The organism is Sulfitobacter guttiformis, assembly GCF_003610455.1.
Taxonomy (GTDB): Bacteria; Pseudomonadota; Alphaproteobacteria; order Rhodobacterales; family Rhodobacteraceae; genus Sulfitobacter; species Sulfitobacter guttiformis.
The window spans coordinates 1-12,812 of record NZ_RAQK01000001.1; the positions used below are offsets into that span (position 1 = coordinate 1).

8 protein-coding genes, 1 tRNA gene and 2 pseudogenes are annotated in these 12,812 nt (G+C 56.3%); 7 read left to right on the top strand and 4 right to left on the bottom strand.

Features of this window, described 5'->3' with window-relative positions:
* Positions 1-168 (top strand): annotated as a pseudogene (locus tag C8N30_RS19530) (integrase); the annotation flags it as partial.
* A 162-nt stretch (positions 169-330) separates the two neighbouring features.
* Here the strand turns inward: C8N30_RS19530 and C8N30_RS00010 are convergent.
* Positions 331-1,530, bottom strand: coding sequence for a Zn-dependent hydrolase (locus tag C8N30_RS00010; protein ID WP_025062436.1), 1,200 nt, complete (start codon positions 1,528-1,530; stop codon positions 331-333).
* A gap of 351 nt (positions 1,531-1,881) precedes the next feature.
* Here C8N30_RS00010 and C8N30_RS00015 point away from each other — a divergent pair, with 351 nt between their 5' ends.
* Together C8N30_RS00015 and C8N30_RS00020 are read left to right on the top strand one after the other, a co-directional pair.
* A complete protein-coding gene (locus C8N30_RS00015) occupies positions 1,882-2,814 on the top strand; it encodes an IS5 family transposase (protein WP_025062437.1) in 933 nt (310 codons plus the stop codon).
* Positions 2,815-3,237: 423 nt separating this feature from the next.
* The gene (locus C8N30_RS00020; protein ID WP_025062438.1) at positions 3,238-3,918 is read left to right on the top strand and encodes a DUF1236 domain-containing protein; all 681 of its coding nucleotides are present in this window, start codon (positions 3,238-3,240) and stop codon (positions 3,916-3,918) included.
* Between the two features lie 232 nt (positions 3,919-4,150).
* On the opposite strand, the pseudogene C8N30_RS00025 reads toward C8N30_RS00020, so the two are convergent.
* A pseudogene (locus C8N30_RS00025) lies at positions 4,151-5,572 on the bottom strand (IS3 family transposase).
* A gap of 240 nt (positions 5,573-5,812) precedes the next feature.
* Positions 5,813-7,261, bottom strand: coding sequence for an IMP dehydrogenase (gene guaB / locus C8N30_RS00030; RefSeq protein WP_025062439.1), 1,449 nt, complete (start codon positions 7,259-7,261; stop codon positions 5,813-5,815).
* 138 nt (positions 7,262-7,399) lie between these two features.
* On the opposite strand from guaB, the gene speB reads away from it, so the two are divergent.
* The 4 genes from speB to C8N30_RS00050 all read left to right on the top strand — a co-directional run bounded on the left by speB (position 7,400) and on the right by C8N30_RS00050 (position 11,472).
* Entirely contained in the window at positions 7,400-8,359 is a 960-nt protein-coding gene (gene speB, locus C8N30_RS00035) for an agmatinase (protein WP_025062440.1), read from the top strand.
* Positions 8,360-8,468: 109 nt separating this feature from the next.
* Positions 8,469-10,520 (top strand): ASKHA domain-containing protein, encoded by a 2,052-nt coding sequence (locus C8N30_RS00040; RefSeq protein ID WP_025062441.1) that lies wholly within the window; start codon positions 8,469-8,471, stop codon positions 10,518-10,520.
* Positions 10,517-11,359, top strand: coding sequence for a class I SAM-dependent methyltransferase (locus C8N30_RS00045; protein ID WP_025062442.1), 843 nt, complete (start codon positions 10,517-10,519; stop codon positions 11,357-11,359). Before C8N30_RS00040 ends, C8N30_RS00045 begins: the two co-directional genes overlap by 4 nt.
* A gap of 39 nt (positions 11,360-11,398) precedes the next feature.
* Positions 11,399-11,472: transfer RNA gene (locus tag C8N30_RS00050), tRNA-Gly, on the top strand.
* A gap of 245 nt (positions 11,473-11,717) precedes the next feature.
* Here C8N30_RS00050 and C8N30_RS00055 read toward each other — a convergent pair.
* Complete coding sequence (locus tag C8N30_RS00055; RefSeq protein WP_025062443.1) at positions 11,718-12,704, bottom strand: major capsid protein; 987 nt, start codon at positions 12,702-12,704, stop codon at positions 11,718-11,720.
* Positions 12,705-12,812: the final 108 nt, after the last annotated feature.

Genomic DNA, 12,812 nt, shown 5'->3' on the forward strand with positions numbered 1-12,812 from the left:
GGCACCCATTCAATGCGACGCACAAAGGTCACCCAGATCTATAAGAAGACGGGCAACCTGCGTGCCGTTCAGCTTCTGCTGGGTCACACCAAGATAGACAGAACTGTGCGATATCTTGGCGTTGAACTTGAAGACGCTTTAGCAATCGCGGAAGCTACTGTGATTTAATCTAAATGGGCCCACCGGCAAGGACGGTCCTTAATGGACCTTCGTGCTGGTTTTTAAAGCAACGGTGCGGCGTCCCCAAAGCTGCCATTCTTTACAAAATTCATTTCCGCTATGCGCTGCGCATTGGCGGAGCATCTGCCTTCTCAAGTTCTCATCTATAGATCAGTTAGACAGATGCGTCACCGCACTCCCCAGAACCTTCAATCCCGCTATAAGATCAGCTTCCTTAGTGTCCTCATCAAAGGCATGGCTAATACCGCCGATTGATGGAACGAACAGCATGGCAACCGGCATCAAACGCGCAACGTTGGTCGCGTCATGTAGGGCGCCTGATGGAAGTGTGCGCCATTTCTCTGGCGCTACCGCCTTAGCTCCAGCTTCGAGTGCAAGACGCAAATTTGCATCCATAGTCTGTGGCTCAAGCCAAAGAAGTGCACCGAATTCAACACTCATGCCTGTTTTGTCTGATACCCCATTCGCAGTGGTGCGGATAACTTGCTCCATTTCCGCCAACCTGTCGGCATCAGCATCACGCCATTGCATTGAGAATGTAACGCTGCCGGGCACAATAGAAGAGGCATTTGGGTGCAGAGCAACGTGCCCGATCGTCCAGACCGTGTGCGGCGTGACAATGTCCGCTAAACGATCATTGATTTCCACATTGAATGCCGACAGGGCCTGAAACGCATCTTTTCGCAAATGCATCGGCGTCGTGCCAGCGTGGTTTTGCTGTCCTTTGAATGTGATGCGCATATCGCGAATACCAACGATGTCGCTGACGACACCGATTTGATCACCTGAACTGTCGAGTGACGGCCCCTGCTCAATATGCATCTCGATGTAGCTTTTGAATTGCTCCGGATCGACAAAGCCACTTGCGTATTCGGCCATTCTTGCGCGTGCTTCGGCAAAAGTGACGCCATCGTGATCTGTCATTAAATCTGCGGCCTGTAGTTCCGTCTGCCCAGACCATACCGCACTGCCAGTGGTCACGCCAAAACGGCCTTCTTCGTCTTGAAAACTAACGACAGATACCGCTGGCCCTCCTGCTTCATGGGCCGCCCTGGCCACTTCCAGCCCTGCGATGACACCCAAAGACCCATCCAGCCACCCGCCTTCAGGCTGGCTGTCGGTGTGGGAACCAAGGAGAATGGAAGGCCCCTCAGCGAGACCGAAAAGGTTCCCTACCGGATCAAAGTGAACACGTAGACCAGCGTCCGACATACGCCCTGCCAGCCATTTTCTTGCAGCAATGTCAGCATCTGAATAAGCGGGCCTGATCACACCCTTGCCAATGCCCGAGGCCCCAATTTTTCGTAACTCATGCAAATCGCACAAAAAACGTTCTGGATCAATTTTCACAGCATTTCCTTTTGGTAGCCATCAGTATTTCTCCTGACATTTGGCTTTTCTCAAACCCAGTCTGATCAAAACTACGAACTTGCGAGTATGCAAAGATTTCAACGCTCTACGTATTTCTTAACTTCGACTGGGGTGTGGGTCTAATTGTTTTGTCAGTCGTAAAAGCCACGGAAGTGAGATGTCTGGATGCGGCTCAGTATCATGAGTTTTGTGCGTTTCCAAAGTAAAGTTTCGGCTTTCCCGAAAACCGCGTCCAACTTTTTCAGGGTTTTACAGAGATGATTGGCTTTGTTGCACAAATCGGCTTGATCTGGGATTCACCTCATGAATCCAGCGTGATAGCTGGCGGTCATGAGCAGCTGCACACCGACGACATACAAGACGCAAAACTGGAAAGCGTATAGTCTTTCCTTGAAACAACGCGGATCACTGTCGATCTGGTTTGATTCTGCGATGACATTGGAGGCTGCGCCTTCCGGTCGACGAGGACGCCAGCAAGCCTATAGCGATGCGGCGATACAAGCCTGCCTGACCCTCAAAGTGGTGTTCGGTCTGCCCTTGCGGCAAACGACTGGCTTTGTGGCAAGTCTGCTGGAACTTGTAGTGCTGGACTGGTCAGTGCCGGACTTCAGCACCTTGTGTCGGCGACAAAAAACTCTATCGGTCGCCATCCCGTACAAAGGTTCGGCAAGGTCATTGCACCTTCTGATAGACAATACCGGCATCAAGGCGGAGGGAGAAGCCGAATGGACCGCGCGCAAACACGGTGGACCCAAACGACGGCTATGGCGCAAGATACATAGCGGGATCGACAAGCAAACACTGAAAATACGGGCAATCGAGGTCACAAGAAGCAGCATCGGGGATGCGCCCATTCTGCCAGACCTGCTCAACCAAATCCCACCATGCCAGGAGCTCGGCGGCGTCACGGCTGACGGGGCTTACGACACCCGCAAATGCCATGATGCGATTGCTGCCCGAAACGTACATGCCGTCATACCGCCCCGCAAGAATGCGAAGTTATGGAAGCCCGATACACCCAGGGCGAGAGCACGCAATGAAGCCGTGCGCTCCTCAAAGTATCTGGGCCGCGCATTGTGGCGACAATTGACTGGATATCACCGTCGGGGCCGCGTCAAAACCAAGATGCATTGTGTGAAGCTACTCGGTCAGCGCCTCGCAGCGCGCGACTTCGATCGGCAGGTTGCGGAGATCCAAAACCGTGCCGCGATCCTGAATGGCTTCACAGCGCTTGGCATACCGCGTACCGTAGCCATAGGCTAAATCCGTCTTGAGTAAGGGGAAAATCGACTTCAGGCCGATTTATGTAACAAAGCCTCGTCAGGGTACTACGGCATTGCCCATGGTGCGGTGCTGTTGGGGCGCGACCCGCTCGAACGGTGGTTACAGTGATCCTCGCTTAGCCGTTTGCCCGTCCGCACCTGCCAGCACCCAGATCATCGCTTGCGGGTGACCGCCGCATGGCATCTGCGATACCGCCCCATGCCCATCTGTATCATTTGAACAGATCAGGTCCGCACTGATGCGAAAAGATACCTATTTTCAATAACTTGGCCTCTTGCTATCCGATAACAGGAACCAAGATGGCACGGCTTCGGTTGTATTTGTGCTGCTGTCTGGCGACAAAAGTGAAGTCATATGACCCACGGCCGCCAGACAGCGAAAGCACTATGAAGGACTTCAACTATGAAACTCGTTAAAACAGGTCTGATCACCGCCCTTTTGTTTTCCACCGCCATCCCGGTTTTCGCCCAGTCCACTGACGCGATCGCCGCGACAGATCTCAACGTCCGCTCGGGCCCCGGTCCGCAGTACAGCGTTGTCGGTCTGATCCCCGGCGGGGAAGTCGCGATGGTTCAGGGCTGTCTTGATACCGCATCCTGGTGTCAGGTGACATTCGGCGAGACTTCGGGCTGGGCCAGCTCCGACTATCTCGCGGTGAATGTCGAAGAGCAGGCCATCGCGCTGACAACACGTCCAGCCGAAATCACTGTAAACTCGGTCACCTACGAGGATCTCGAGGGCACAGAGGACAACCAGCGAGAAGGTCTTGCCGTGGGTGCGACCTTGGGTGTGCTGGCGGGTGTCGCTGTGGGTGGTCCGATCGGTGGGATCGTAGCAGGGGGCATCCTGGGCGGTGCTGCAGGTTCAGCCGTCGCGGCACCCGATGAAAAAACCGTCACCTATATTACCTCCAACCCGGTAGAAACCGTGTACCTCGACGGTGAAGTGGTAGTGGGTGCCGGCGTGCCAAGCACTGTCCCGACATTTGAGCTTCCGCAGGCAGAGTATCGCTATGTCAACATCAACGGTCAGACGGTGATCGTGGATGCCGAGACAAATGCGATCGTGCGTGTCATCCGCTAAACGCTTTTTGATATGACGTTTGCAGGCCCAGAGACGATTGTTCTGGGCCTGCGATTATCCTCCGGCGAATTATAAACTGTCGTCAATCTCTCTGCCATGGTTACGTTCGATGCAGCGATTTGACTGGCCGATGGTAGCGTCCGTCAAGCTGGTGTAAATTTGTCTGTCGTCAGGGTTTTTGGGACCAATGGCGCCTAAACTAAGAGAGAGTTTGGCTCATCTTGTTGGTTGATTATGCGGCGTGCTGGCGGTGATGCAAGCGTCGCGCTTTGAGTGTCTTTCGTTTGATCCTTTCCCTTTGTTTTAGAATGGCTTTGTCACGGCCGAAGTAGACGTCGGCAGGTTTGACGTTGTTGATGCTCTCGCCCCTCTCGGTGATGCAAGCATCACCTGCCGGTCAATAGGATACCGCTGATGATTGTAGTGGTCGACGAAGGCTTCGATCTGAGCTTCAAGATCACCGGGCAGGAAGTAGTTTTCCAGCAAGATGCGGTTCTTCAATGTCTGATGCCAGCGCTCGATCTTGCCTTGGGTTTGCGGATGATATGGCGCACCGCGCGAGTGCTTCATGCCTTTGTCCTGCAACCATTCGGCCAACTCGCCAGAGACATAGCTGGATCCGTTGTCGCTCAGCAGTCGTGGTTTGTGGAGCACATGAATCTGATCACAGCCGGACGCCTGAAGGGCCAGATCCAGCGTGTCAGTTACGTCTTGGGTCCTTATGTTTTTGCAGAGTTTCCACGAGATGATGTACCGGCTGTAATCGTCCAAGATCGTGCTGAGATAGAACCATCCCCAACCAATGATCTTGAGATAGGTGAAGTCGGTCTGCCAAAGCTGGGTGATGCCAGATGTCTTGTCTTTGAACTCACTGGCCGCCTTGATCACAATGAAGGCTGGGCTGGTGATCAGGTCATGCGCCTTCAGTATCCGATACACTGTGGATTCCGAGATAAAATAGCGTTCTTGATCCGTGAACGTCACCGCCAACTCACGCGGCGACAGTTCCGTCTCCTGCAACGCCAGTTTGATGACATCAGCCTTTATCTCGGTTGGGATACGGTTCCAGACGTGCTTTGGCGTCGGCGATCGATCCTGCAACCCAGCCTCACCGCGTTGCAGATACCGATCATACCAGCGATAGAACGTCGTGCGCGGAATACCCAGCTTGGCCAGTGTCAGGCGGGCTGACAGATGCGACTCTTCGACTAAATGGATGATCTCCAGTTTCTCTGATGCAGGGTACCTCATTCGTGGTCGCCCCCACCGTCGTACATGCTTTTTTTAAGAAGACGCAGCTCAAGTGTCTGCTCGGCAACCACCTCCTTGAGGTCCTTTGCCTCACGGCGAAGCTCCTTCACCTCGTCAGTGTTTGCCGCACGCGCCGTATCACCCGCCAGACGCTTTTTACCGGCTTCCATGAAGTCCTTGGACCACTTGTAATAGATGCCCTGTGATATGCCTTCACCCCTCTCGGGATCATGCTTTGCATGACCCTGCCGGGCAGTGGGCGGCACAGCTCAGCGATGCTGTCCTCGCCGCGCAAGCCATCCAGCACGATGCGGATCTTCTCTTCAGATGAATAATGCTTACGGGTGGCGCGTTTGATGTCTTTGACGATCTTCTCGCCAGGGCTCTTCGCTGTTTGTCTCATCTTCCATTCCTCAGTGGTTACGATGAGCCAGAAACACTCTCTTATCAAATTGACCTATTTGGACCCATAGGCGATGACGTCAGACAATCCGGCGTTGAAATCTGCATCAGTTGATGTCTAAGGCTACCCTTTTTTGCATCAGTTGCAGGACTGATGCAGCGTCCAGTTCTGCCTTCGTTCTATGAAAAATGCCGAGCTGAATAAACAACCCGGCATCTCATTCTCCATATAAATAAGGAGTTATCCGATCCGATAATTCGGAGATTCTCGCGTGATCTGCACGTCATGCACATGGCTTTCAGAAAGACCTGCACCCGTAATCTTCACGAATGTGCAGTTTTTGCGCATCTCTTCCACTGTAGCACAGCCAGTGTAGCCCATGGCAGCGCGCAATCCTCCGACCATCTGATGCAGAACGGCTGCCGCAGTGCCCTTATAGGCGACCTGCCCCTCGATACCCTCTGGCACCAGTTTGTCACTGGCAGCATCCTTCTGGAAGTAGCGATCAGCCGAACCGCTGGCCATCGCGCCAAGGCTGCCCATACCGCGATAGCTTTTGAAGCTTCGGCCCTGATACAAAATGACCTCACCAGGACTCTCGTCAGTGCCCGCAATCATAGAGCCGACCATGGCGCAAGATGCGCCTGCGGCAATTGCCTTGGCGAAATCGCCCGACAGGCGGATACCACCATCCGCTATCACCGGTGTATCGCCGGCAGCAGCAGCACAATCCATAATCGCTGTAAGCTGGGGCACGCCCACCCCTGCAACCATGCGTGTGGTACAGATCGAGCCTGGACCGATCCCGACTTTGACCGCGTCCGCACCTGCACCGATCAGAGCACGCGTTGCCTCACCCGTTGCCACGTTGCCCGCGACAACCTGCACTTCGTTGCTGAGCTGTTTGGCTCGCTCGACGGCAATCGCTACACCTTCGGAGTGTCCGTGTGCGGTATCTATCACAATCATGTCGACGCCGGCATCGACCAACGCCTGCGAGCGTTCAAACCCTGCGTCGCCCGTTGTTGTGGCAGCTGCCACACGCAAGCGCCCCAGCGCATCCTTGCAGGCTGTCGGGTTGAGCACGGCCTGCTCCGTATCCTTGAGCGTCAACAAGCCTGTCAGCTTGCCCTTACCGTCTGTCACCAACAATTTCTCGATCCGGCGCGCCTTCATCAGGCTGATCGCCTCGTCGCGGTCCGCTGGTTCGTGCAGGATAGCGAGGTTGTCACTGCTCATCATCAAATGAACAGGTGTATCGTCCGCTGTGGCAAAACGCATATCACGGTTGGTCACAATGCCGACAACCCGGCCCATCTCGTCTACCACAGGAAAGCCTGTCACGCGGTAGCGCTCTTGCAGGGCCTTTGCATCGGCCAGTGTCTGGTTGGCGCGCAGGGTAATCGGATTGTACACAATCCCGCTCTCAAAGCGCTTGACGCGACGCACTTCCTTGGATTGCTCCTCGATGCTCAGGTTGCGGTGGATCACGCCCATCCCGCCTGCCTGCGCCATGGCGATCGCCATGCGCGATTCCGTCACCGTATCCATTGCCGAGCTGAGCAAAGGGATGTTGAGTGCTATCGCTTTTGTCACACGGGTGCGGGTGTCTGCGGTGGATGGCAGGACCGAGGATGCGGCGGGAACAAGCAACACATCGTCGAACGTCAGGGCCTCACGAATCTCCATAGTAACCTCCGGGGGTAATGGCATCATTTGGCGGTTTTCTATTTCACGGATTGCACGGCTTGAAAAGGGCTCAAGCCCGCCAAAGCTTGCATTTGCGCGCTTGTTGACCAAAGCTATGAAAAAAGCGGGGAAATCTGGATGAGCAAACACGGGTATGAAAACGGCAGGCTGGATCTGCCATTTGTCGGGATCGCAACTTTTGCGAAGCGCCGATACGAGCCGGACTGGGCCTCGCTTGACGCAGATGTGGCCATCCTCGGCGCGCCGCTCGACGCAGGCACGCAATACCGGCCCGGTGCCCGCTTTGGCCCGCGCAGTGTGCGCGAGGCATCTACCCTGTTCAGTTTCGGCCATGCGGGTGCTTATGACCATGAGGATGACACGACCTACCTTACGGGTGAGGTGACCATCGTGGATATGGGCGATGCGGACATCATCCACACCGACACCCAAGCAAGCCATGACAACATAGAAACAGGCGTGCGCGCCGCGTTGGACGCAGCTGCCCTTCCGGTCGTCATCGGCGGCGATCATTCTGTCAACATTCCTTGCATCCGTGCTTTTGCGGAACACGGAGATATCCATATTCTGCAAATCGACGCGCATCTGGATTTCGTTGATGAACGCCACGGCGTGCGCAACGGCCACGGCAACCCGATGCGCCGCGCCTCCGAGCAGCCGCATGTAACCGGCCTCACGCAGGTCGGCATCCGTAATGTCAGCTCAACCGCCAAGGAAGGTTACGACGCTGCACGCGCATTCGGATCAGAGATCATCAGCGTGCGGCAGGCGCGGCAATTGGGCACAGGCGGCGTGCTGGCGCATATCCCACCAGATGCTCGGGTCTATGTCACCATCGACATCGACGCTTTTTGCCCGTCCATCGCTCCCGGCACAGGGACGCCTTCGCACGGCGGTTTCCTTTATTACGAGGTGCTTGAGCTACTTAAAGCGGTGGCAGAGCGGCATGACGTGGTGGGAATCGATCTGGTCGAAGTGGCACCCGATTATGACCCAACAGGCTCCACCTCGATCCTTGCAGCACAGCTTTTGCTCAATTTTCTGGGGTTTATTTTCCACGAGCGTCTAAACACCTGAGCGAATTGCGCTAAATGACGCGCTTAGCCGGATTTATGACGCGGGCGACCTTTCCCTACCCGCTCGCATCACTATGTTGGCCCAAAATACACTTCAGGATGTTTGAGCCATGAGCGACGATCCACTTGTCATATTTACGCCTTCGGGCAAGCGCGGCCGCTTTCCGGTCGGCACGCCCGTCCTTACAGCGGCACGCCAGCTGGGCGTGGACCTTGATTCCGTCTGCGGCGGACGCGGGATTTGCTCCAAATGCCAGATCACTCCGGGCTATGGGGAATTCTCCAAACACGGCGTAACCGTAGAAGCAGATGCATTATCGGAATGGAACTCGGTCGAAGCACGCTATGACGAAAAGCGCGGGCTCAAAGCCGGGCGGCGTCTTGGCTGTCAGGCGACCGTGCTCAAGGATGTGATCATCGACGTGCCAGCTGAAAGTCAGGTTCACAAGCAGGTGGTGCGCAAACGCGCCGAAGTACGGGCGATCACGCTCAACCCATCCACCAAGCTGTTTTATGTCGATGTACAGCAGCCCGATATGCATGACCCTTCCGGTGATCTGGAACGTCTGCGCAAGGCATTGCTGGAGCAGTGGGAGATGGATGACGTAACCGCCGATCTGCACATCTTGCACGTCATGCAAAAGGTCCTGCGCAAAGGCGATTGGAAAGTAACCGTAGCCGTCCATCTGGGCGATAACGAGCATAAACCGCGCATCATGCACATCTGGCCCGGTTTCTATGACGGTACAATTTACGGCGTTGCTGTCGATCTCGGCTCTACAACCATTGCGGCGCATCTGTGCGACCTGCAAACCGGCGACGTGGTTGCCTCATCGGGGGTGATGAACCCGCAGATCCGCTTTGGCGAGGATCTGATGAGCCGCGTAAGCTACTCCATGATGAACGACCGCGGTGCCGAGGAAATGACATTGGCCGTTCGCGAGGGCATGTGTGGGCTATTCACCCAGTTGGCCTCCGAAGCGGGCATCGACAAGCAGCTGATCGTGGATGCCGTCTTTGTTTGCAATCCCGTGATGCACCATCTGTTTCTGGGCATAGATCCGTTCGAGCTGGGACAGGCGCCATTCGCGCTTGCGACATCGAACGCGTTGCGCCTGCGTGGCCGCGATCTGGACCTCAACATCCACGAGAGTGCGCGTGTATACTTCCTGCCGTGCATCGCGGGCCATGTAGGCGCGGATGCCGCCGCAGTCGCCCTCTCCGAAAGCCCGCATTTATCCGACGATCTGGTGCTGGTCGTCGATGTTGGCACCAATGCAGAAATCCTTCTCGGCAACAAAGAAAAGGTGCTCGCCTGCTCCTCGCCCACCGGCCCCGCCTTTGAGGGTGCGCAAATCAGCTCGGGACAGCGCGCAGCGCCCGGTGCGATCGAACGTGTCGAAATCGATCCCGTAAGCAAGCTGCCGCGCTTCAAGGTGATTGGATCCGACCTGTGGTCCGACGAAGACGGATTTGACGCGGCAATTGCGCAGACAGGCGTGACCGGCATCTGCGGGTCAGGAATCATCGAGATGGTGGCAGAGATGCGCATGCACGGCATCGTCGATGCACCCGGTCTCATCGGCACCGCCGAGCAAACCGGATCAGCAGCGGTTTTCGCAGACGGACGCACCAACAGCTACAGGGTTTATGACGGCACGGCGGAGGGCGGTCCGATGATCACTGTCACAAACCGCGACATCCGCGAAATCCAGATGGCGAAAGCAGCGCTTTATTCAGGCGCGAGGCTGCTGATGGATAAATTCGGCGTGGACAAGGTGGACCGCGTGGTGCTGGCCGGTGCCTTCGGTGCCCATATCTCGACCAAGCACGCAATGGTGATAGGTATGATCCCCGATGCGCCGTTGGACAAGGTAACATCGGCCGGCAATGCGGCGGGCACAGGCGCACGCATCGCCTTGTTGAACCGCGAAGCACGGATTGAAATCGAAGAAATCGTGCGCAACATCCATAAAATCGAGACAGCGATCGAGCCCCGTTTTCAAGAGCATTTTGTGAACGCCTCTGCCATGCCCAATGCCGTCGAGCCATTCCCAATTCTCAATTCGATCGTCACCTTGCCCACCCAGACATTCAACACTGGCGGAGGTGGCAATGGCACCGGTGGCGAGGGGGGCGGACGGCGCAGACGCCGCGGATGAGCACGAACAGCGACCAACGCGATTTCTGGACCGATGAGGCAGGCCCCGTCTGGATCGACCAGCGCGCTGCGATGGATGATATTCTGGCCGGTGTGCTGGACGGAATACTTAGGCGCGCGGAATTGGACACAGGGCACAGCGTTTTGGACATCGGATGTGGCGCTGGCACCAGTACACTGGCGATTTCCGAACGCGTCGGCGAGGCAGGCCATGTAACCGGCATCGATATCTCGCGTACTCTTCTGAAGGCAGCCCACGCCCGTCTGACAAATCAGACAAACATTGCATTTCTGGACGTCGATGCTCAAAGCCATCCCTTTGTCACCGATAGCGCTGACAGGATCGTTTCGCGGTTCGGCGTGATGTTCTTTGATGATAACATCAGCGCATTCCGCAACATGGCGAGCGCCCTGCGCGCCGACGCGATGGTGTGTTTTGCCGTATGGGGGGCGATTGCCGAAAACCCGTTCTTCACCCTGCCCGCGCAAGTATCGCGCAACATTCTCGGACCGGTGCCCAAGTCCGACCCGGACGCCCCCGGCCCGTTTTCTCTGCGCGACCCCGATCATATCCACAAAATGATGCGCGACGCTGGCCTTGAGGCGCAGATCGAGGTGGTCCAAGAGCCGCTGGTCTGCTCGGCGGGGGCACAGGCGCTGGCCGAAACGATGTGCCATATCGGTCCTGCCCACATGGCACTCGCCCACTACAACGCCGATGCGGAAATGCGTGACGCTCTGAAAGGCGCGCTGGTGGAGGCGCTAGGTGCCTACCAGAGCGGCGACACCATCACCCTCCCCGCCCAGATCAACTATGTCACGGCGCGCAAATCCTCTTGACGCTTGTAAGGCGCCACTTTAGGTCACTAGCACTGGTGCGCGGGTATGGTGAAAAGGTATCACGGCAGCTTCCCAAGCTTTAGTTACGAGTTCGATTCTCGTTACCCGCTCCAAAACTCCTGTTAAGTGATTGTTTTTAAGTAATAATGTCATAACATAGGATGCAAGACCGCCCTTCAATCCGCCCTTAAAAAATGCAACCTTGTGCCAATAAAAAGGCCGGGAAGCATCGCCCCCCGGCCCCTGTTTGCACCGCGTCCACTCACACAAGAAATAGACCGCGCCTTGTCGGGGTTTACCCACTACCCGACTAACGGGGTTGCTTTGCGGCTCTCTCTAACCGCAAGGCGCAACCTGCCTATAGCTTGTGCTTTAGGAACGCCAACGGCACCGCCCGGCGTTCGACAACGCGGTTCCAGTTGGTCGCCTCGCCAAGTTCGGCAATCGTCGCGCTGTCGCCAACAACACTGGATTCCTGCCAAGCAAAGCCCGCCGGGTGCATCGCCAAGTTCACGCGACTGTGCAGAACCTGTTGCCCGCCGCCGTTGCCTGCGCTCGGTTTGCTCTCGATCTCGGTTCCTTCGGCAATGCGCGGCGCTGTCATGCCCCAGCCCACGGCACCAGCCCCGAACAAAACCGACGTATAATCGCCCGTTAGCACCGGCAACAGATCATCCACGATCAAAGCCATGCCGCGATAGGTGGCAATCATGCCGCCTTGGCTGTCTGGCACATACTCAATCGCATCAGATTTCAGGATCACTTTGTAGGTATCGGAGTGAACCCCCATTGCGGATAGCCCGCCCATCTGGTCGCCAAGTGTACCCGCCGCGTCGATCACAGCCGCGACGCTAAACTTGTTAGCTGCGCCCGTCTCGGCAGTGATATCTTGCAGCATGTCCCCGCTGTCGTTCGCCACGTTGTCGCCAAGGATGCCGTTCAAACTACCAATCAAGCGTCGCTGCGCCTGTCGCGTCCAATAGGCGGTTGTGCGGTTCTGGATACGCGTCAACGCATCATCGCCCGAAAGTTCGCTGGCAAGATTCATGGCGGACCATGATTTGTGCAGAAACGATTTGCGCACGATTTGCTTTCCGCTCCCCAGCTTGGCCGGTGTGCTGGACGTGTCAGGATCATCTGAAACGATATCGGCCTCATCGTCGGACAGGTCGTTCCAAAACGGAACGCTAAACGATTCTGCCCCCGCGCGTAGCTGCGCCTCGATTTCGCCATTGCGCGCGGCAACGCCGCTTTGGACAAGCGCGCTGTTCTCCATTGAATTTTGAACGGTGTAGGTGGTGAATTCTTCAGGAATTACCACGTCGGATAGTCGTGTTACGGCCATAGCTGGCACCTCATATTCTGAAATTTAGGGATATGACGGTGCAGCCCACAAGGCCGCGTCCGGTGCCGCATGGCGGCGATTACATCGCGCGGACAAGCCACAAGCCAA

What these genes read in the sequence shown, in the direction of transcription:
- C8N30_RS00015 (WP_025062437.1), top strand. Translation starts at nt 1,882, where the DNA reads ATGAGCAGCTGCACACCGACGACATACAAGACGCAAAACTGGAAAGCG.
- C8N30_RS00020 (WP_025062438.1), top strand. Translation starts at nt 3,238, where the DNA reads ATGAAACTCGTTAAAACAGGTCTGATCACCGCCCTTTTGTTTTCCACC.
- guaB (WP_025062439.1), bottom strand. Translation starts at nt 7,261, where the DNA reads ATGGAGATTCGTGAGGCCCTGACGTTCGACGATGTGTTGCTTGTTCCC.
- speB (WP_025062440.1), top strand. Translation starts at nt 7,400, where the DNA reads ATGAGCAAACACGGGTATGAAAACGGCAGGCTGGATCTGCCATTTGTC.
- C8N30_RS00040 (WP_025062441.1), top strand. Translation starts at nt 8,469, where the DNA reads ATGAGCGACGATCCACTTGTCATATTTACGCCTTCGGGCAAGCGCGGC.
- C8N30_RS00045 (WP_025062442.1), top strand. Translation starts at nt 10,517, where the DNA reads ATGAGCACGAACAGCGACCAACGCGATTTCTGGACCGATGAGGCAGGC.
- C8N30_RS00055 (WP_025062443.1), bottom strand. Translation starts at nt 12,704, where the DNA reads ATGGCCGTAACACGACTATCCGACGTGGTAATTCCTGAAGAATTCACC.